Below are 21631 nucleotides of genomic sequence, written 5' to 3'. Positions count from 1 at the left end.
TGATTGCGGCATTCTTGCACAACGACAGCACGCAAGACCCTGGCACGCTAGGGGGCTGCACCACGAACAGTTAGGCACCGGTACTCCTGCTATGCGCCGCCGCAGAAAAATGCGTGTACTGCTGGCTTGTTTTCGTCCCCGTATCCATATTCGGTGGCAGCCAAAGTGTCTCCACGAGCAGCGCGCAGTGGGGCAAAGCCGGGTATGAAAAACAAACAACCCGGGAGCAGTCACTGTGACTGTCCCGGGATACGGATCTATGCAGGTAGGTTTTCGTGTGCTGAACACCACCGGCGAAGCGGTGGTCGCGCGCAGCAGTGGTCGCGGCGCGATGCCATAGGGCGGCGAAAGATTAATAGTTCTCCCGCTGCTTCACCCAGCGGATCACCAGGTAGGTGACCGGCATAACAGCAACCTCGACGAGGGTCTTCCAAAAGAACCCAACCAGGGTGTAGTTGACGGTGTCGCCGACAGTGGTGATGCCGATAACGGGTGCGGCGATCAGACAAAACACGAGGGTATCGCCGAATTCGCCGACAATGGTGGAACCAAGTAGACGTGCCCACAGGGAACGTTCCCCGGTGCGTTTTTTAATAGCAACCAGCGACCAGGCGTTCAGGAGTTGTCCGACTAGGTAGCCGCAGAGGCTGGCTAAAACAATGCGCGGCACGAGACCTAAGATGAGGGCGAATTGTTCTTGTGAGTCGTAGAAGTCAGCGGGTGGCAATGCGATGGCGACATAGAATGTCACGGTCATGATGAGCATTGCGGCAAAGCCGATCCAAATGGCTTTGCGGGTGGCACGGAAGCCAAAGCATTCACTTAACACGTCGCCGAGAATATAGGCAATGGGGAAAAGGAAGAACGCACCATCGGTGATAATAGGGCCGATTTGAACGCCTTTGGTGGCCGTGATGTTTGAGATCAAAAATACGGTCACAAACAGGGCGACCAACACCGGGTAGATGGTGGCTGGAATGGGAATGTGGCGGGGGTTACCGGACGCGTCGACGTGAGTAGTCGAGGCGCCCTGCCCAGATGCAGAAATATTCGACATAGCCAACTATGTTGCCATAGCGGCATTGATAATACAGAACTTCGCAGCTGCTAAAAGTTATCGGATCGCGGAGCGTTCCTCGCGTCAGATTTGCCCTTGGGCATCCTTGATGGATAAGGAAACAATGTGGCTCATTGCCAGAGCACAACGCACTGCGGATCGGCAAACGAGCAGGAGCGCAAAGACATGATCTAGGTTTGTTCATATCCCGGCAGGCATGGTTGCAATCCCTACGCTGTGATCCGTGGCTGCTGAAAAACATCAGCGGGCGCGGTCTATCTAGGCTCGGCGAAGGCAATTTGAAAGGTCTTACTGCTGCTTTTTGCGTCTATATGGCAATGAGTGTGCAATGATTGGACGTTATTTCATGGGCGTTCGTGAAGACAGGTGCGCTTTTAAGTCCACCACGGATCGTTCAAGCCACACCCTGGAACCCATCGGCAATAGCATCTGCAATGTATCGTCGATACTGCCTGCTTTACTTGCGTTGGTGGCCATGCCACGGGCGGTATTAGGTGGGCAAGAGAGTGTGGCGTGCTGCGAATAACCTGATGTAAGGACAAACGTTGATGGCTGGTGAGCGTGATACAACGATCGGCGCTAATACCCCAACGGGTACTGACCCTGCGCCCGGTATTCACACTGCACCCGGTGCTGACACTGCGCCGGTGAGGAGTTCTTCCACACCACTGTTTCAACAGCAGCATCCTGCGGTTCACGAGTCGAACTTTGCTGGGGCGGGCAGGTTTGCGCCTTCTCCTAGTGGGGAATTGCATTTTGGGAACCTGCGCACAGCGGTATTGGCGTGGGCGATAGCCCGGGCGACGGGCAGGGCGTTTTATCTTCGTATTGAAGATATTGACTCCCAGCGAAGTCGTGCAACCTTCGCCACCCGGCAGATCGAGGATTTAGTCGATCTGGGTATTGATGTTGATGAGCCGATAATCACCCAGTCGGCGCGGCTTGCAGTCTATGAGTCAGCGTTGGAGTATCTCCGCGAACAAGACCTGGTTTATCCCTGTTTTTGTTCCCGGAAAGACATCAGTCATGCGGCTGAAGCGCCGCATCTGCCGCCGGGGGCATATCCGGGTACCTGTCGGCATCTTTCACCGCTTGAGCAGCAGGAACGATTCGCCGATTTTGCCGCACAACATCGCAAGTCGGCGTTTCGCTTGAAAAGTGACAACAGTCAGGTTCATCTGCGGGATCTGCTGTACGGGGAGACGAGTGCGTTCGTTGATGATCTCGTATTGCGGCGGGGTGGAGCGAATGAGGATTTTGCCTACAATCTGGCGGTGGTCATTGACGACCACTATCAGGGGATTGATCAGGTTGTGCGGGGTGTTGATCTGTTGGACTCGGCACCCCGGCAGGCGTATCTTGCAGGGCTCCTCGGTGTACAGGTGCCACAGTATGTGCATGTGCCGTTGGTGGTCAACGGTGAAGGGCGTCGCCTGTCGAAGCGGGATGGGGCAGTCACCTTGCAACAGATGCGCGATAGTGTCGGTCTTGCGGGGGTGCAACGGCTGTTGCTTGACTCACTCGGTTTTACAGAGTTAGCAAGCCTGAGCGATGTGCCGGAAGTCATTGACCCAAAACTGTTAGATACGCAATCATACACATTCACTGAAGAAGCACTGGCACAGGCGGGGCGAAGCATGCAGGCAGTCCGATGCCCTGGGGAACGATAACGTGCCATCTAGCAGTTACCCCACTTTGCGCTGGGAAGGGTGCACGGATTGTTCCCTAATATGGTGCGGTGATTCCGTCGTGACAACGGCTAGAGGTGATGCCGTTTGCGTACCTTTAGCAGGTGAGCCATCATTCTTGCGGCGTGCCATCACCGTGTCATCGTCCAAGCCTTGGGGGTTACTGGAATCTGCGAACAGCGCTGCGAACAGCGATAATACAAAAAACCCCTGCTCAAAAATGAGCAGGGGTTTTATGTTTGGCGGAGGATAGGGGATTTGAACCCCTGAGGGATTGCTCCCAACACGCGTTCCAGGCGTGCGACATAGGCCGCTAGTCGAATCCTCCACAGGTTTGCGGCGCACAATGCATCAACATTGCGTGCAGCGCTAAATCAATATACCGGAAACCTTTAGCGGACGCAAAAACGTCATGGTGAGACGGTCTGGCGCGTAGTGCAACCGCTGGGGAAGTGGCGCGCATGATTGCTTGCTGCACTGGTTGCGCGCCGATGTGTCAGCGATGATACAGGCGGTAAGGGGCTGCTAGCCATGGTGGCTTCTTCTCTTGATGGGTCGAAACCGTGCACAAAGTTGCGCGGTCGCAATGCTCGTGCGCTATAGTGTTGGCAGGATTCCGTGCGGCGTCTATCTTGTGAACTCCCCCAGGGCAGGAATGCAGTAAGGGTCAGCGAGCTCTAGCGGGTGCGCGGGATCCCCTTTTTTTATTTCTCTTTCAGCAGGGTTGTGGGGCTAGGGACAACCAAGGTCTTTGGGGTGTTACCTGGTCGGGAATGCTGGCTTCAAGGATTCGATCAGGCCTTGCAGGTCGCTGCTACTGGGGTGTTGCAGTGTGCGATGGGGGTGTCGGTAGGGTCGCTGCGACAAGCACAATGCGACTTCTTCGGTTGCGCGCGGCAGGACGCGGATGGCACAAACGGGTTTACCTCGTGCGTGAGCTAGGTCGCAGGGGTTAGAATGCTGCCAGGTGGTTGATGGTTATACACCGCCGAATCACTGTCGATAGGGCAGTATCACTGCGACGATGGGTTGGAACCGATGAACCTTGCCGATATGTCGAAATCCGAATTGCAGGATTTCTACCAGGAAATGCGCACCGCCTATGAGGCGCTGCAAGCAAAGCAGCTTTCCCTCGACCTGACGCGCGGGAAGCCTTCCGCCGAACAGCTGGACTTCTCCAATGAGCTTGGCCATCTGCCGGGGGATACCTTTATTGCTGCGGACGGCACCGATTGCCGCAACTATGGCGGGCTTTTCGGCATCACCGATATTCGGAAGGTCTATGCGGAACTGCTTGGGGTGGAAATCGATGAGATCATCGCCGGTGATTCCTCCAGCCTCAATATGATGTTCGACCTCATCTCTTTTGCCTATCTGTGGGGTACCCAGGATTCGTCCCGCCCGTGGAAAGATGAGCCGACCATCAAGTGGCTGTGTCCCGTGCCAGGCTATGACCGCCACTTCACCATCACTGAACACTTCGGCTTCGAGATGATCCCGGTGCCGATGACCGCTGATGGGCCTGATGTTGCCGAATGTGCCCGTCTGGTCGCTGAAGATCCGGCGATTAAGGGTATGTGGTGTGTGCCGATTTTCGGCAACCCCACCGGTATCACCTTCACCCGGGAAGTGTGTGAAGCACTCGCGTCCATGAATGCTGCCGCCGCAGATTTCCGCATTATCTGGGATAACGCCTACGCAGTGCACACCCTCACCGACACCTTCCCAGAAGTGGTCAACGTCCTTGAACTTGCCGCACAGGCCGGCAACCCAAACCGGTTCTGGGTAATGACCTCGACGTCAAAGATCACCTTCGCTGGGAGTGGAGTGGCGTTTTTCGCCTCATCGAAAGACAACCTCAACTGGTATTCCAACCATGCGTCGGTGCGCGGCATCGGGCCGAATAAGATCAACCAGCTTGCCCATGCCCAGTTCTTTGGTGATGCGGCAGGGCTGAAAGCACATATGGCTAAGCATGCCGCCTCGCTCGCACCAAAGTTTGCGGCCGTGTTGCGCATCCTCGACGAGCGTCTCACTGCTGCAGGTGTTGCGTCGTGGACGAAACCTGAAGGTGGCTATTTCATCTCCCTTGACGTACTCGATGGGACTGCGTCCCGGGTGGTGGAGTTAGCGAAGGAGGCAGGGATTGCCTTGACTGCTGCCGGATCTTCCTTCCCGCTGCATAAGGATCCCAACAACCGCAATATCCGCCTTGCGCCGTCGCTGCCGCCAGTAGAGGAAGTCAAGGTGGCAATGGATGGTGTGGCAACTTGTGTGCTGCTGGCCGCCGCGGAGCAGCTGCTCAACCAGTAGCCGTAGTTTTGCAGGTGACTGCCAGGGAAATACTCGGCCAGTGGAGATATGTTCACAGCCGAGTTCCCCTGGCGGTGTATGCCGCTGTTGCCGGGTGAAAAGGTGGTGCAGGCCGGCAATCCGCAGCCGGGTTTGCCCACTTGGGGGTGGCAGATGTCGGCGTCCACGGGTTGGCTGTTTCGGTTGCTGAGATGTCTGACATAAGCTGGATTGTGTGACTACGATGACCTGGCCTATGGAATTGGTAAAGCTCAGCGACGGATATGTGACGCTGCGGGAGCCGGTGGTTGATGATGCTGATGATCTCACCGCGGCCGCACAGGATGAACAGTCGCAGAAATATACAAAAGTCCCTGCCGACTACACCCATGAGATGGCAGTGGAATATCTACAGGCGCGTGCCGCCGATCCGGATACGGTGATGTGGGCGATCGAATTGGCGGAAGAACCTGGCCGCTATGCAGGCAACCTCGAGATTCGTCTTATTGCAGCGAATTCCCGCACCGTCGGATTAGCGTTTACCACCGCCCCGTGGGCACGCCGCAAAGGAGTGATGACCCATGCGGTGAAACTTGCCCGGGATTATGCATTCGCCCACGGTGCCCGCCGGGTGGAGGTTTCCACCCAGGCTGGCAACACTGCCTCCCGGATGCTGCTGCAGAACCTGGATTTTGTGTTGGAAGGGGTAATGCAAGGCTCCCGGGAGCATAAAGGCCAGCGGGTTGATGAGGCGCTGTTTAGCGTGTCCGCGGCAAGTAACACTATCGATGAGGCAGGGGTCACCGAATAGGGGGAACACAATCCGGCTGGAGTGTGCCGCTGCTTGCGAGGGTGGGAAGTTCGTTGCGCTGTTTTTGTTGCGCTGTTTTTTTTCAGCGCTGTTGTGCATTGCAATGTGGTTCATAGCGTGGTTGCTTGTGGCACGATTCCCGCCTGCCCCTGGTTTTGCTGCACCAGTGTTTGTGAAAGGAGTGGGTGTGAATGGATCGGTCACAAACCCTGTATTGGATAGATCAGCTGCTGCCGCCTGCCCCTGAGCAAACCATGCATCAGATAGGGCCGGTGTTGGTGCGGGCAGCTTATGATCCGCCGCAGCAGCTCAGTGTGGCGGCCACAGTCGGATTTGCGGCCTGTGACCAGGGGCTTCTGGCTCATCTCCCGGAGGAACATCGGGGATCTGCCAGTGCAGAAAACCAGGGTGGGATTACTGCTGCTGGCACCCCGACAGCTACCGGTGTGCGGCGGGAACCTCCTGCTAGCGCCGGTGATCTTTCCGCCCAAGCTGGTGGTTTTTCCTTCGCCGATTTGATCGTAAGCACCAAACAGCAAGCAGCAGCCGGGGCAACCCCAGCCGATCAACAACACACCCCTGATGCGCATCATCGTCTCGCTGGAATGCTGGATGTGCGCTGTGAATTAGTGTGTGTTGCTGCCGGTTCTCATCCCGGCCTATCCCAAGATGGCGGCCAGGCGACGCCGGTGGTAAGCCACCCGGAGGCGACCCACCGCGATATTGACTGTCTTATTCGGGCAGTGGCTGCCGCCAGCATGCTTATCGGGCAGGCAACCCCACGGCTTTCCGCCCAACCGGGGCAACTTCTGCCCGGTATTGGCAGTGCCGCCGGTTTTCACGTTGATCCCACTATCACCGTCCAACACGGGCTGCTCATCGCCCCCTGGCTATGGGCGGAAGGTGTGCCACAGGTGGTGGAACAACCTGGGGCTGTGGATCTGTTTTGTCTTGATAACTCTGCTGCCACATCGATCGACGCGATGCGCGACACCCAAGACCCGCAGCTTGGCCGGATCACCGTCATCAGCCAGCTGCTGCTGCTGACCGACGACGAATACAACTACGGCGTCACCTATGGGGTCGCTGCTTTGCAAGAAGCCCTCACGGAACAACGCATTGCGGTGATGGATCTGCGCCGGTAGCCCACCGCCAGTCACACCAGCCACCGGCAACACCACCTTTTAAGATGCTGAACTGGGCAAACTCGGATGACTGCTAGGCCAAGCACGCACCGCATGGGGGCGCGATAGCGGGCAAGTGCGACGATATCGGTAGGGTTGGATACCGTGGCTCTGTATCGCAAGTATCGTCCGGCAACCTTCGCTGAAGTCATCGGCCAGGAACATGTCACCGGTCCGCTGATGAACGCCCTGAACAATGGGCATGTCAACCATGCGTATTTGTTCTCTGGACCGCGCGGCTGCGGGAAAACCTCCTCCGCCCGGATCATGGCTCGATCCCTGAACTGTGCCCAAGGGCCGACCGCAACCCCCTGCGGCACCTGTTCCTCCTGTGTGGCGCTCGCCCCGGGTGGCCCAGGCAACCTGGATGTCACCGAACTTGACGCCGCCAGCCACAACGGTGTGGAAGACATGCGGGAACTGCGCGACCGGGCACTCTATGCCCCCAGCGAATCCCGCTACCGGGTATTCATCATCGACGAAGCACATATGATTACCGCTGCTGGGGCGAATGCGCTGCTAAAAATTGTGGAAGAACCCCCCGCCCATGTGGTGTTTATTTTCGCCACCACCGAACCGGAAAAAGTGTTGGGCACCATCCGCTCACGAACCCACCACTATCCCTTCCGGCTGCTCACCCCACCGGATATGCGCACCCTGCTGAGCAACACGGCCAGTGCCGAAGGATTCACTATTGACGACGATGTGTATCCGCTCGTGATTCGTGCCGGTGGCGGATCCCCTCGCGACTCGCTGAGCGTACTCGACCAGCTGCTGGCTGGTGCCCCGGAAGGGCATCTCACCTATGCGATGGCAGTGCCACTGCTTGGCGTTACCGACCAGGCACTGATCGACGCCATTATTCACGCCCTTGCTGAACACAATGCAGCAATCGCCTTCCAAACCATTGACCAAGTTATTGCCGCCGGCCACGATCCCCGCCGTTTCGTCACCGACCTCCTCGACCGGCTGCGGGACTTGTTGATAGTTCGTGCCGTCGATGACCCGTTTAACCAAGGGCTCGTCGACGTGCCAGTCAGTGTGCAAGAACAGCTCCGCACCCAGGCAGCCGCATTTCCTGCCCAAACCCTGTCCGCATTAGCCACCCTGGTCGCCACCGAACTGGGCAGCTTCCGCGGGGCGACTGCTCCCCGGCTACTGTTAGAAATCCTGGCGGCACGACTCCTCGCCATCGGCAACACCCCAGTAACCGCACCCCCCAACCCCGGTAGCCAAACCAGCGCCGCCCCACAGCAGCCCACCCAACCAGCCCCGCACAGCACCCAACCCGGTGTCACCGCCGATCAAGAAAAGGGCACCTCCCAGCCAGATATGGCGGTGCACAGTGCTGCACAGGCCGCACTAGCGGCGGCGCGTCGGGCAAGTCAACGATCTGCTCCTGGGCGTGGCCACACGCAGCCAAATAGCACTGCGGCACAGCAGCCCACCCAGCAGCCAGCACCGCAGCCATCCCAGTCTGCGCAGCAAACCGTACCATCTGGGTCTGAAAGCCAATCATCCCCACAGCAGCATGCTTCCCAACACACCGGTCAGCCGCAGGCACCAGCACCGGCAACCACCGCTCCTGCGCCGACTGGTACCACAGCATCCGATACCGCACCGGCACCGCGCGGTGCGGAAACCACCGTCCCATCGGAAAAGGGAGCAACGGACAACACAGCGCAGCCTGCCGCCGCCGACCACAGCACATCACCGCAGGCAACCCAACAGCAGCAAGACCAAGCGATCGCCGCAACCGTGGAAGAGGTTGTGTCCCTCGACGATGATGACCACATCGGTGCCGACGGCAAACCTGCGGCGGCCACCACACCAGATGAGGTCAAGCAGCGACTCGAAGAACACTGGGAGACAGTAAAGACCCTCATCGCGGACAACGACCCGGTCACCGGGGTGCTGATGCAATCGGTGACGGTGGATCGAGTGACCGATGAGGTGATCTATCTGCGACACCTCACCAGGCCGCTGGCACGCAAACTCAGCCAGCCGGAGCATCTGGCCCACGTCGAAGCGGCACTCACCACGCTCACCGGAACGCAACATCGCGTGGTCTGTGAGGTACCAAAGTCCCCTTTTGATCGTGGCCGCCGGGAGAAAACACCCTCTCCAGGCAGCGAGCAGCACACAGAGCAACCAGCACGCAATGGCAACCCAGCTTCCCCACCACAGATCGCTGACAGTGGTCGCATTGCTGCCTCAACTGCAGTGGAGGCTACAAGTACCAGTCCGCGCCCTGCACCGAACACTCAGTCGCCAAGCAGGTCAACCACTCAACCCAATCAACCTGCACCGCAGCAGCCAGCACCAGCACAATCACCGCACCAGGTAGCATCAGCACAGCGGGCAACGAGTACTGCTGCCGCAGCTGATACGGCAACTGCCCCGGATGCAACTGATTGGCCGGAGCCGGCAGCACTTGGTGATGGGGGACTTGCTGCCGCCCGGCAACGCCAACAGGCACAGTCCAGTGTGCAATCTTCCGCCCCGGAAGATGCGCCACAGCCCAGTAGTGCACCACCAGCTACACCATCTGACGCCGCGGCAATCCAAAAGGAAACAGATCCAACCACCGCCAGTCAACCAGGCCAATTAGCAGACACAGTGGTGCCTGCTGCCGACGATGCCGCAACTGCATTCCGTGCCTTGTCGACCGACCATGCACCGGATGCTGGCACGCAGGCAGACACTGTGCAGGCAGACACTGTGCAGGCAGAAACTGAGCAGGATCCTTCCAACCCCACCGAAAACAGTGTTGTTGCGAATAATGCAGATAATGCTGCCGTGGAGCAGTCACTGCCATCGCAGGGACAAACAGATGGCCAGGATCTGCCCGCAGCCCAGGGGCAACCCCATCATGCCGCGGCATCGGAATCATCGACCTTCGATGATGGTATTCCTCTTCCTGAGGAACCTGTCGACTACTTTGACGCGCCCCCACCGTTTGAAGACCCACAAATCAGCGGCGCCACGCCAACTGTTCCACATCCGCCGCGTGCTGCTGCACAAGGTGTCGACCATCCATTCCGGAGCGGTGGCCACCACACCACCACAACCACGCAGCAGGACACCCCCCACACCGCAACAGCAGACGAAGTATCCACCCCTGAGTCGTCCGCTGCTGCCAACCCAGCGGCACAGCCGGCCGCATCGCAACCAGGTTCACAGCAGTCATCGTCAGCTGCATCCACTGCGGATCAGACGACTCAACCGGCAGCTGAGACCACCAGTCCCCCTGCAACAAGTGTGGCAGCAGCTGCAGCCGATGATACGCAACCCAAGTCGGAGTTGAGTGCGGCAGTTGCTCTGGCGGATCAGGTGCTCAACCTCGCCGCAGCAATCCCCCAAGTGGGTGACACCGCTGCTGGTAGTTCACCGCAACCAGCTCCTTCTTCTACCACACCAGGTTCCACCTATCCGGGAAGCAACCAGGCTGCTGCCCCTGCAGACAGCGCTTCTGCGGCTGCGCCGATGACACCCCCATCGCCGCACCCCAAGCCCTCTGCCCCGTTCCCGGTGCCTAGCGCAATCGTTACCCCCGCCGCCGAAAACACGGAAGGGTCGTCAGCTACAGCAAGCGATGTGCTCGATGAAGCCTCAGAGATGGAGGAGATGATCGAACAGGCACAAAACGCCGGGGAATCCGATCATCGGGATAGTCTCGAAGTTGCAGTCGATATGGTCAAAGAGTTCTTCGGGGGCGAGGTGGTCTAGCGGCACAATGCAGCGGCGGGGCGGTGTTGTGTTCGCTGCTCGCTAACATGGCGCCGCCGGGGCGGTGTTTCACCCGATTCCCGACTAGGGTTAACACCGTTACATGTCTTCGCATCGGGGAGGATCGGTCAACAGTATCCACAGCCCGTGGAGCACACCTTGCACCGACACCATCGCGATGCGCTGGATGATAACTGCATCGACACAACCCTTCCCAAACAAGGGTTGTCGCGGTGCAGCACTGCTTGCCTACAATGAGTGCAGCAGCATCACGATTGCGGCTCTTGTCGTGGGTACCAGGCCACCTTGTTGCAAAGATGGCACAAACCGGTGACAACAAGACATATCCGAACCCGGATAGTTTTTTACCGTGTTTTCCATGCATCTGGGTTATCCCGGTGCAGGAAACACATGCACTACTCAACAACGATCCAAGGAATAACACACAGATGACTCAGCCAGATATGAACCAGCTCCTCCAGCAGGCACAGGCCATGCAGGCACAGCTGCAGCAGGCACAGATGGAAATCGTCAACTCCACCGTGGTTGGTGAAGTACTCGACGGCAAGATCAAGGTCACCATGGCCGGCACCGGCAAGGTCACCGACATTGCAATCGACCCGGCAGTTGTCGACGCCGACGATGTGGAAACCCTGCAGGATCTGCTGGTCAGCGCTATTGGTGATGCGCACGACAAGATCAGCAAGGTTGCTGAGGAAAAGATGGGTCCGCTGAACCAGGCGATGGGTGGCGGCGCTATCGGCGACGTGTTCGGCGGTATGTAAATCACTGTTTTGCATTCACCGCTCACCTGCCGCCTTGCTTCACGTTGGCGGATAGTGACGGCGATGAGCTGCACTTGGGGTGACGGTGAACAACGGCATACTCCCCGGGGGTTGTTGATACGAAAAAATCAGCACCTTCCCCGGGGAGTATTCCTGTGTCTGCGATCAGCCACCGGTGTCGGGGCGCAGAGCGTCCTTTGGTGGGCGCAATGGGTGGCAATTACCAGTAGGATGTGGTGCCGCACCTGCCACGGCTGCAAGATCCTTCGGTCGAGAAGTAACAAGCTTGGTGCAGGCAGCAATGAAGAACACTAACGATTGAGTATAAGGACGGGTGTCGTCGTGTTTGAAGGACCATTACAAGACCTCATCGATGAACTGTCCCGTCTGCCGGGGGTGGGGCCGAAATCGGCGCAGCGCATCGCACTGTATCTTTTGCGTGCTGAACCTGAAGATAATGTGCGGCTAGCGACAGCTATTACCGCAGTGTCGCAAGGGGTGCATTTTTGTCGTATTTGTTCGAATATTGCGCGCGAGGATGTGTGCCGTATTTGTGCTGATAGCTCCCGTGACCCGCAGCTTATTTGTGTGGTTGAGGAAGCGAAAGATATTCAGGTCATTGAGCGCACCGGCGAATATAGCGGCCGCTACCATGTGCTTGGTGGGGCGTTAGATCCGCTGGCCAATGTCGGACCGAAGGATTTGTCGATCACCCAGTTAATGCAGCGCATCGGGGGAACATTGCCGGATCGTGAACTGGCCGCTTCCACCCCAGAGGCCCCGGTGTATGACGAAACCCCGGATGTGGTTGAGGTGATTTTAGCGACCGATCCGAATACGGAAGGGGAAGCTACAGCGGCTTATCTTGCGCGCATGTTGAAAAACTTCCCGGAATTGAAAGTTACTCGTCTTGCTTCAGGGATGCCGCTTGGCGGCGATTTGGAGTTCGTTGATGAACTCACCTTGTCCCGGGCGCTCAACGGCCGTTTAGTGATGTAGCAACGGTTTTCCTGCCGATAGCGGTAGCAATATCCGGATGGGGGCAAGCGTAGGAAGTATTTGCTGCTGTTGCGTTGACTATGGGCAGGCCACATTGCGCGAGATATCAATCGGCAAGATTCCAGTGTTTGATACCTGTATCGCCCGCGCGGGTCTCTGATGTGGTGTGATCTTCACTTGCCGGCATCTCACCGGTGGTATCACCGGCAGCTTCCGCGACTCAGCGGTGGGCACAAGTGATCACCTGTGCCCACCGGCTGTTGCAGGGGTATCCAGCTTAGCCACGGCGATTCCCAGCATCGAACTGTGGTGCGTGTTTCGGGGTGTGTCTAGGGGAGCGTTGACTGTGGTTTGCGATGTTTTACGCTTTTGCCGCGAGTCGTTCACTGCGCAGTTGGGCAATGCGTTCATCGCCGGGGCAAGGCGCAAGTGAGCGCAGCGGCACACCGGTGGCGTTCGCTAAGAGCAGATCAGCAAGCTGTGGGTTTCGGGCTAACGCTGGCCCGTGCATATAGGTGGCGATGATTGATCCTTGCACGACTCCTTCGGCGCTGACTTGGAATGCCGGATCGGAAGTGGTGGCTGCTGCTTGTTGATCAGTGTTGCCCACCCCGCGGGCAAGTGTCCCTAACGGTTTCGCATTTTCCCCAAGCAGCGTGGCACCCATATGGTTTTCAAACCCGGTTAAAGCCTCGGTGAGCTCAGCGGTCACCCCCACCCCGGTGGGGGTGGTGACCACTTCACCGATAGCACGTGCCGCCATTGTGCCGGTGGTGATATCGAGCAAGCCCAGCCCATCGACCATGCGTCCAGCGGCGCGGAATTGTTGGCCAAGGATTTGCATGCCGGCGCAAATACTCAATATTGGGGTGCCGTTTTCGGCGGCACGATAGAGCCCGGGATGTTGTTGGAGATATTCGCAGGCAATGATTTGGGCGGTGTCTTCCCCGCCGCCAATGAGATAGATATCAAGTAATTCGGGTACCCCATCGCCCAGATTGATGGGAAGGATCTGCGCGTCAATACCGCGCTGTTTCGCCCGAACTTGGAGTACACGAGCGTTCCCGTCGTCACCGTAGGTTCCCAATACTTCGGGGAGAAGAAGTCCAATGGATAGTGTGCTCATGGTGATGATCACTGCTCCTTGCGGGGGGCTGGATGGGCGGGATGATCCGGTGTTTGCTGCCGCAGGGTTGCCGGACCGGTACGTCGATGTTTGAGGTCGTGCCGAAGATCGTCGATCATTCCGGCGACGTGTTGCAGTGGTCGGGCGATGCGGGTGGCGATGGCGGTGACTGGGCTGCTGGTGATCAGGTGGCCAAGCAGGGGAATATTCGCCAGCATGTGCCCTGCCGGCGAGTCGATCAGTGTCGCGGTGCCAGGGGGTGGATTGCCGTGGAGATTCTCTGTGGTGGGGCCCATGTGGGCGGGTTTGTCTGCTTGCTGAGGTGTGGCATGTGGATTGTTCGCTTCTCGGAGGAGTGCCCGGTTAAGGTCCCGAAATGCGGTGTAGTTGGCGAGTACTTCTACTCGTCCGGGTGGGCAGGCGTCGATTGCGGCAAGCGGATCGTGGATGAGTTCATGGGAAATCGAGGCGTATTGCAAACGAACTGCGAGATCTGTGCCGCGTTCCCCGGCCGCAAGCACACTGATGTTGTCGAAGTCTTCGAAGCTCACATCCCACAGCCATGACAGGTCAACCCCGTCGGCGACTTGCCCGTTGACGGCGATTACGAGCCCGTCGGCGCTGCGGTCAACCATCGAGAGGGCTTCTTGCCAGCCGGCAGGGTTTTTCGCCAGCAACATGTGGACATCATGGCCGTGATAGTGGTGGGTTGCATAGCGGCCGGCAACATCGGCAACTTCGCTCACTGCGGCGAGTGCTGCGGAAAGTGGAATACCGCCGACGAGATGGGCTGTGACAGCTGCCTGGGCGGCGTTACCGCGGTTTGCCCGCCCCGGAATGGTGAGCGTAAAGGGGTAAGTGGTACCTTGCCGGTCGACAAGCCCGTCGTCGGTGACGGTGTAGTCGGGGGTTGGGCGGGCAAACTGGCGCCCATCCGGCATGGGGGCGTGTGCCGCCCAATGCCCGTTGTTGTCGTGCACAATATAAGATCCGGTGCGGGGGCAAGAGACGGCATCACCCATCCAGCCGCGACCCACCGACACCCACGTGACGTGCTGTGCATCGTATGCCACCGAAGTTACTGCCACATCGTCACAGTTGGCGATAATGTGACAGTCGGGATGGTCAGCAACAGTTTGCCGCAGCGCCTGCTCGAGGCGGGTGATTTCCCCGACGCGGTCAAGCTGGTCGCGGGAGAGGTTTAATAAGACGAGTGCTTTCGGGTTGGTGACCGCTGCAATATGGGGCACATGCAGTTCGTCAACTTCGAGCACTATCGCGTCAGCCCCATGATCCCCGAGCAGGGCGGCAATAATCCCGGCGTCCATATTGTCGCCGCCACTGTTGGTGCACACGGTGTATTGGGTGCGTAAACCGGTGGTCAACATTTTGGTGGTGGTCGATTTCCCGTTGGTGCCGGTGACAAGATACACGTCCCGGCCACGGATGAGTCCCGCGAGAATATCTGGATCGATTGCTTGAGCCACCAGGCCGCCGATCATTCCCCCTGATCCCCGCCCGGTTGTTTGCGACGCCCAAGTGGCTGCCCGGGCGGCGGCGGTAGCAAGGCTGGTGCGGGCGGTACCAAGGGTGGTGCGTACAGCCTTTGGCAAGGGGGCAATACCTGGAAGCGACCGGTGAGAAGTCATGCGGACATTCTAGTGCAGCTGACGGGCTTGTCCCTAGTAGCACAGTATGCGGGCAGGAATCTGGCACAACAGCAGCGCAGTGACCTGTACGGTACGTCGAGCGCACATTGCTACCCGGGTTCTGTGGTCGGCAGTTGAGGGTTCAAGGGGTGGTGTATTGGCGAATGCGCCGGCAGCATAACGGTCAATAATCACCAGCAACACAACAAAAGTTGAATCGGCGCAGGGGCTGCTGGTTGCTAGTTCTGTGAAGTGTTGCTTGCTAATCGATCGATGTGTGGTGTGCCATCCGGTGTGGTGTTTGTTATTCGTTGGAATGTTGTACACCCTGCAGAAAAGTGTTCAGGTGCCTGGGCATGTTCAGTCCAGGTATGCCCCGAGGAAAAAGCAAACATCGGCCTTGGCGGGTGAGTGCAGACTTCTCCCTTCTTGGCGGGTGAGTGCAGACTTCTCCCTTCTTGGCGGGTAAGTGCAGACTTCGGCCGTGCAGAAAGCAGGTGCGTGCTCTTTTTTTGAGCAGTTATGTGAGGCGGGTGCCGGGCGCCACCGAGTCGGTGAGTTCCAGGAATTCGTCGTCGGAGACAAATGGGATTGCTTTGCGTTTTGCGTGCAGGGTTTTGCCGAAGAGTGCATTATCTTCGTTGGTCACCACAATGGAGGTGGTGCGGGTGAGTTTTTCGCTATATGCCAGGTTGGTGGCCACGATTGCAGCAATAATCTCATCGGGGTCGCGGCGAATGTCGGGGGATACGACGACTTCCATCCCTTCAATCAGTGGGGTGCCGGGTGTCCAGAGTCCCGGGTTGGCGAATCGTCGTTCCGCATCGTGCGCGTCGACACGGAGGATGCTGCGTTGCAGCCCGAAGCGGTCGCCGCGTAAACCGGTTGGTTCCATAGTGGCGAGGGTGCCGTGCTGTAGGGCGACAAACGTGTTCCACACCAGCATGGAGGATTGGCGGGTAAAGCGTTTTTCGGGGATGCGTTGCCGCCGCATGGAGGCACGCGGATTGGGGGCTTGCAGGCCGACGGCACGGGCTACCCCTCGGATCCGTTCGTCGTCGATGCGGACACCTTGGCGGCGTGCTGAGGCGAGGGTGTCGATAATTTTCGGGACTGTGGGAATAAGGAGTGGGGGTTGTTGACGGCGATGAAGGGTGTTGCCGATGGTGTGGCTTTTCCGCACCCGATATGCTTCGGCCACGATAAATCCCCAGGTGCGTGGCCCGTTGTGCACGATGAGTGTGCGGGAGTGTAATACGTCGATGAGGTGTGTTAACACGGTTTCTGGGGAATCTCCGGCGAGGATTTGCGCCTCGGAGAGTCCGTGGGCGTGGGCAGGGCCGGTGTCGCAGCCTGGGTTGATCACCGCATGATAGGTGTCGACGCGACGCCCGGTTTGGTCGAAGATCACCACATCGACAGCCACGATCCGGGAGGTTGACGGGTGGATACCGGTGGTTTGCAGGGTGAGTACCGCATAGGGGGATTCGCTGCGGTCGATTGCTGTGGCGGGCAGATGCCCGGTTGTTGCTTCGTCGTCGACGGCAAGCTGTTGTGTATAGGTTTCGTAGGCTTCGGGTTGGCCTGGTATGCGAACACGTTTTGCCCGCGGCATTGTGGTTGGCAGGGGAACTGGTTTACGCGGATTCGACAAACCAGCAGGTTGACTGTCAGTTCCCGGTGGGGTGTTGATGCGCCGGGCAGGGGTAGGGGTGATGGTTGCCGCAGATGGGATGGGGGTCGACTGGGGGCGGGCGGGAACTGCCGGGGTGGCCGGGTTGTTCGTCGTCTCACCGGGAACTGCCGGGGCAGCCGGGTTATCCACTGCTTCGGTGGTGACGGGCGGTGTACTGCTTGGTTTGCTTAGTTTGCTTGTGTTGCTTGGTTTGCTTGTGTTGCTTGGCTGGGGGGTGGACTGTTGCCGCTGCAGGTCGTCGGCGATTGCTGCGAGTTTACTGTTCAGGCGCTGTGACAGGGGGCCGGTAGTCGGTGTTTGGCTTTGGTTGTGTGCCACATCAGCTGGGGTGATGCGGCGCGGTGGTGTGGCCGCTGTGGGGTTGGGTACCACCGGCGCTGTGTCAGGGTGTGGCGATGGACGCTGCGACGATTGTGAGTCGGCTGCACGGTTGGTTGACCAACCGGCAAGATCACCCGGGCTGGGGATGGTTCGCGGTCGCGGTTTGGGTGACGGGGTTTGCTTACTCACGCTGCTCAACTTTAAACGATGGAGTCGCAGCCAGACAGCAGGAAAGACCGCAACAGGGGGTTTCACCCCATCGCCGCCCACTCGGGGATCGCCTCAGCGGCAAGTCGCCGGATGATGGCATGGCACCTGTGGTGGTAGATGCGGTGCGGAAAGCAGCGTAGTGCAGGGAGAAATTCCCAACACGCCCGGTCCATTGGGCATCCCCACTGCGCCGCCTGTTTCCACCTTCCCACTGCGCCTTCTGTTACTACCTCCGCGAGTGCGCTGCATGTCACCACCACATCTGTTCCTACGCGGAAGAGACAGTTCACGCCACACAGAAGCAAAGCAGGCGATTATGTTCTTGAAATGTGGGTTTATTAACCCCGAATAGGTGCGTTTTGGTGATATTGCAAAACCTTTCCCCTGGTCTGTAAATTGCCCCTCACCCCCAGATATGTGCGCTAGTTCACATGAGGGCGGGAAGATTGCTGCGCTCCTCCCACCTATATCCCTGGGATTCCGTCACACCCTTGTGACACAATAGGCGCATGGCTGCGCGGCACAAGAAACCCAATGACATGACAGCGGGTGATTTTCGCCCACCTGTACGGATAGGTCGAAAAACCGGGCCGAAGCCAACCTTTACCGAAGCCGACGTCATTGTCGCCGCTCTGCGGTTAGGGATCGGGGAGTTCACCCTCACCCAAATCGCCCAAAAAATCGGGGTCGCTACCTCCGCGGTGTATCGGATCTTCGACAGCCGTGACGATCTTGTGCGGGCTTGCGTCGACTATTGCGCCCGCCGCCTGCAATGGCAGATCATGCCCGGCACCACCTGGGAACAAGCATTACGAAGCTGGGCGGAACGGGTCTGGGAGGTATGTGAAACCTACAAAGGCATGGATGCGCAGCTGTTCCTCCACCCCGGGGTATTTCTTCCCACCCAACACTCACTCACCCGCATGATCGATCTGCTGGTGCGCGCCGGGCTGGATCGACGGGTCGCCACTCTTGTGTTCGACTTTGTGACAGAAACCGTGGTCGCCACCCATCTTGGGGTGTCCACCACCCAGTCGTTATTTAATGCGGATGCCGCGGAACGGCGGAAACAGGCCGGGTTCTTGGACGCGGATGATCCTACTGTTATTCCGCGGGGACGCATCACGAATGACACCTATGAGCTGATTGACGATCCGGAAGAGTATGCAGCGGCAATCAAAGATGCCCAATTCCACACCCCGGATCAGCAGCCCCGGCTGGCCCGGGAAGCATTAGATGTCAAACTTGATCTCATCATGGTGGCGGTACGGAAGGTTGCCGCCGAATCCACCGACGCAACATAACAGCCAGCAACACTCCCCCCAACAGCCTAAAGATCACCTACTGCGCTTCCAGCAGGATTATGACACTGCACTACGCGGCAGCCAACAGGAAAGCACAACACCGCATTGCCGAAAAGTCCTGCACTGAAACACAGGCCACAGCAGCATACGGCTCGTTCGCCGGTGGCAAGCAGCCCGGTGCTGCAAGAGCACCCCAGCCAGCTACAACACACTTCAATCGACTACAGCACAAAAAACCACCCTGCAGCGGCAACAAACAACCTGCTAGTTGCCAGAAAACTGGGAGGAACTAGCAGGTTTATTGACACACCGAGGTCTGGAAACACAACACTGTCGCATTGTGCGGAACCAGTGCTCCCGAAGCTGCCCGCGGAGTTCAGCGCTGCACAGCGTCAACACCAAAACCCAGCAGGCAGCTCAGCGGCATCAAACCGGCACACAAACACCCGGTGCTCCACCAAGCACAGCAGCACTGCAAGCACTCCACAAAGCACTCCACAGCAGGGAAGTGCCGGTGGAAGCAATCGTGCCTAGTCGAGTGCTAACGCCCGGTTGACGGCACTGGTCACCGCCTTGAGCGAAGCGTAGGTGATCGATCCTGCTACACCAACACCCCACGCTTTCGCCCCGTTGACTTCCGCGAAGACAAAAGCTGCAGCTTCCGCATCGTCACCGGCCGACCGGGCATGCTGGCTGTACTGCTGGATTTCACAGTCAATACCGATCTGTTCCAGAGCATTAGTCCAGGCCGCAACCGGCCCATTGCCGTGACCGGTAATCGTCTGCTGCTCGCCACGGTAGATAACATCAACCTCAATGAGAGCTTCGTCGCCCTCCCTGCCAATAGACCGCAGCGAGACGTCGAGTGGTTTGACGACATCATGACGATCCAAATATTCACCGGCGAAAATCTCCCACATGCGATCCGAGGCAACCTCGCCGCCCTCAGAGTCAGTCACCTGCTGCACAATGGAGGAGAACTCAACCTGCAGCGGCCGGGGCAGATCGATACCATGATCTGTCTTGAGAATGTAGGCGACACCACCTTTACCGGACTGGGAATTCACCCGAATCACCGCCTCGTAGGTGCGACCCACATCCTTTGGATCGATCGGCAGATACGGGACTTCCCATTGGGCGCCGCGCAGCGCCTCCCAGGGCAAAGTGGAATGAGTAGCCCCAGGTTTCACTGAATCCGCCAGCGCATCAAGCCCCTTGTTGATAGCGTCCTGGTGGGAACCGCTAAAGGCAGTAAATACCAGATCACCGCCATAAGGATGCCGTTCCGGAACACGCAGCTGGTTGCAATATTCGGTGGTACGGCGAATATGGTCGATATCAGAGAAATCCAATTGCGGATCAATACCTTGGGTGAACATGTTCAACCCCAATGTCACCAGACACACGTTGCCGGTGCGCTCCCCGTTGCCGAACAGGCATCCTTCGATTCGGTCGGCACCTGCTAAAAATCCTAATTCGGCGGCTGCCACCCCGGTGCCCCGATCATTGTGCGGGTGCAGCGATAATACGATCGCGTCGCGCCGGGCAAGATTTCGGTGCATCCATTCAATGGAGTCGGCATACACATTCGGGGTGGTCATCTCGACGGTGGCGGGCAGGTTGATAATCATCGGATTCTCTGCTGTCGGCTCCAGCACCGCAGTCACAGCGTCGACGACTTCTTTGGCGTAGGTCAGCTCGGTGCCGGTATAGGACTCCGGGGAATATTCCCACCGCCAATTTGTGCCCGGATATTCTTTTGCCAGCGACTTAACTAACTCGGCTGCATCGGTGGCTAATTGTTTGATTTGCTGCTTGTCTTTTCGGAACACGACTCGCCGTTGCAGGATCGAGGTTGAATTGTAGAAGTGCACAATGACATTTTTTGCCCCTTGGCAGGCTTCAAAGGTGCGCCGGATGAGGTGCTCTCGGGCCTGTACCAGCACCTGGATGGTCACATCGTCAGGAATGAGGTTTTGCTCAATGATCTGGCGGCAAAAGTCAAAATCGGTCTGTGAAGCCGACGGGAAACCGACTTCGATCTCTTTAAAGCCCATTTCGCAGAGCAGCTGGAACATGCGGCGTTTCCGCTCCGGGGACATGGGATTAATCAGTGCCTGGTTGCCGTCCCGCAGATCCACGGCACACCACTGGGGGGCGTGGGTCATGGTTTTTGTCGGCCAGGTTCGATCCGGCAGATCGATCCGTTCCACTTCATCGGCGAAGGCCTGATAGCGGTGATATGGCATGGAGGATCCGCGCTGCAGATTCCAATGCGGTTGATTCTCCCGCGGCTCGCCGGTCGGGGTGATGATTCGCGCTGGTGGCTGAATAAACGAGTCTTGGGTGTCGAGATAGCTCATTGGTTGTGCTCTTTTCTTGTTGGGAACGATCATTGAATTGGAACGGGAAAAATTGAAACTATGCAACTAGCGTGGCGGTGCTGATACCGCCTGCCGTGGGGCGGCTACACAAGGATGTTGCAGCGCTGCCTGTGTCGCAGCGGCACTATTTCGTCGCCACCGCTTCCCACTACAACACCACCCACCTGGTGTTCTTGGAGGCCATGTGCCACCAAATGGTGGAGACCAGGTGCAATCTGATCGTGGTGATGTGGAAGGACTGCACAACCGGGTCGTTACTCCACCGGGCCGCAGGTGGACAAACCCCAAACGTCCTTGACGTGCTGGCAAGGACACTGCCGAGAATCTTGCTCGGCGGTAACTTTGCTGGGGCAAGGTGGGAGGTGTGCTTGCGGC

The 21631-nt window shown here is 58.2% G+C and carries 12 protein-coding genes, 1 tRNA gene, 1 other RNA gene and 1 pseudogene; 9 read left to right on the top strand and 6 right to left on the bottom strand.

From position 1 onward, the window contains the following. Positions 1 to 352: 352 nt before the first annotated feature. Entirely contained in the window at positions 353 to 1057 is a 705-nt protein-coding gene (locus tag CCHOA_RS09985) for a queuosine precursor transporter (protein WP_123930196.1), read from the bottom strand. Positions 1058 to 1626: 569 nt separating this feature from the next. Here CCHOA_RS09985 and gluQRS point away from each other — a divergent pair. After that, positions 1627 to 2748 (top strand): tRNA glutamyl-Q(34) synthetase GluQRS, encoded by a 1122-nt coding sequence (gluQRS, locus tag CCHOA_RS09980; protein WP_123930193.1) that lies wholly within the window; start codon positions 1627 to 1629, stop codon positions 2746 to 2748. 258 nt (positions 2749 to 3006) lie between these two features. Here the strand turns inward: gluQRS and CCHOA_RS09975 are convergent. Beyond that, positions 3007 to 3094 (bottom strand) — tRNA-Ser (locus CCHOA_RS09975). A gap of 279 nt (positions 3095 to 3373) precedes the next feature. Between CCHOA_RS09975 and ffs the strand changes: the two genes are divergently transcribed. The 7 genes from ffs (at position 3374) to CCHOA_RS09940 (ending at position 12566) form a co-directional block, all read left to right on the top strand. Further along, an RNA gene (gene ffs / locus CCHOA_RS09970) (signal recognition particle sRNA small type) lies at positions 3374 to 3472 on the top strand. A gap of 347 nt (positions 3473 to 3819) precedes the next feature. Next, the gene (locus tag CCHOA_RS09965) at positions 3820 to 5079 is read left to right on the top strand and encodes an aspartate aminotransferase type Ic (protein ID WP_245992134.1); all 1260 of its coding nucleotides are present in this window, start codon (positions 3820 to 3822) and stop codon (positions 5077 to 5079) included. A gap of 235 nt (positions 5080 to 5314) precedes the next feature. Further along, complete coding sequence (locus CCHOA_RS09960; RefSeq protein WP_164472468.1) at positions 5315 to 5869, top strand: GNAT family N-acetyltransferase; 555 nt, start codon at positions 5315 to 5317, stop codon at positions 5867 to 5869. Between the two features lie 191 nt (positions 5870 to 6060). Then, the gene (locus tag CCHOA_RS09955; RefSeq protein WP_123930183.1) at positions 6061 to 7014 is read left to right on the top strand and encodes a hypothetical protein; all 954 of its coding nucleotides are present in this window, start codon (positions 6061 to 6063) and stop codon (positions 7012 to 7014) included. 144 nt (positions 7015 to 7158) lie between these two features. Further along, entirely contained in the window at positions 7159 to 10782 is a 3624-nt protein-coding gene (locus CCHOA_RS09950; RefSeq protein WP_123930181.1) for a DNA polymerase III subunit gamma and tau, read from the top strand. A gap of 449 nt (positions 10783 to 11231) precedes the next feature. Beyond that, positions 11232 to 11567 carry a YbaB/EbfC family nucleoid-associated protein gene (locus tag CCHOA_RS09945; protein ID WP_123930177.1) on the top strand — a complete coding sequence of 112 codons (336 nt, stop codon included), beginning with the start codon at positions 11232 to 11234 and terminating at the stop codon, positions 11565 to 11567. A 342-nt stretch (positions 11568 to 11909) separates the two neighbouring features. Further along, a complete protein-coding gene (locus CCHOA_RS09940; protein ID WP_123930174.1) occupies positions 11910 to 12566 on the top strand; it encodes a recombination mediator RecR in 657 nt (218 codons plus the stop codon). 361 nt (positions 12567 to 12927) lie between these two features. On the opposite strand, the gene CCHOA_RS09935 is transcribed toward CCHOA_RS09940, so the two are convergent. The 3 genes and pseudogenes from CCHOA_RS09935 to CCHOA_RS09925 form a co-directional block, all read right to left on the bottom strand. Further along, positions 12928 to 13692, bottom strand: a complete 765-nt coding sequence (locus tag CCHOA_RS09935; RefSeq protein WP_123930171.1) for a type 1 glutamine amidotransferase — start codon at positions 13690 to 13692, stop codon at positions 12928 to 12930. A gap of 335 nt (positions 13693 to 14027) precedes the next feature. Then, positions 14028 to 15341: pseudogene (locus tag CCHOA_RS09930) on the bottom strand (MurT ligase domain-containing protein); the annotation flags it as partial. A 520-nt stretch (positions 15342 to 15861) separates the two neighbouring features. Next, positions 15862 to 17547, bottom strand: coding sequence for a hypothetical protein (locus CCHOA_RS09925; RefSeq protein WP_123930165.1), 1686 nt, complete (start codon positions 17545 to 17547; stop codon positions 15862 to 15864). A 530-nt stretch (positions 17548 to 18077) separates the two neighbouring features. On the opposite strand from CCHOA_RS09925, the gene CCHOA_RS09920 reads away from it, so the two are divergent. Next, the gene (locus CCHOA_RS09920; RefSeq protein ID WP_123930162.1) at positions 18078 to 18872 is read left to right on the top strand and encodes a TetR/AcrR family transcriptional regulator; all 795 of its coding nucleotides are present in this window, start codon (positions 18078 to 18080) and stop codon (positions 18870 to 18872) included. A 530-nt stretch (positions 18873 to 19402) separates the two neighbouring features. Here CCHOA_RS09920 and leuA read toward each other — a convergent pair. Next, a complete protein-coding gene (gene leuA / locus CCHOA_RS09915; RefSeq protein WP_123930159.1) occupies positions 19403 to 21235 on the bottom strand; it encodes a 2-isopropylmalate synthase in 1833 nt (610 codons plus the stop codon). Positions 21236 to 21631: the final 396 nt, after the last annotated feature.

Source organism: Corynebacterium choanae (assembly GCF_003813965.1).
Classification (GTDB): domain Bacteria; phylum Actinomycetota; class Actinomycetes; order Mycobacteriales; family Mycobacteriaceae; genus Corynebacterium; species Corynebacterium choanae.
This window is presented reverse-complemented; position numbering and strand designations above follow the sequence as displayed.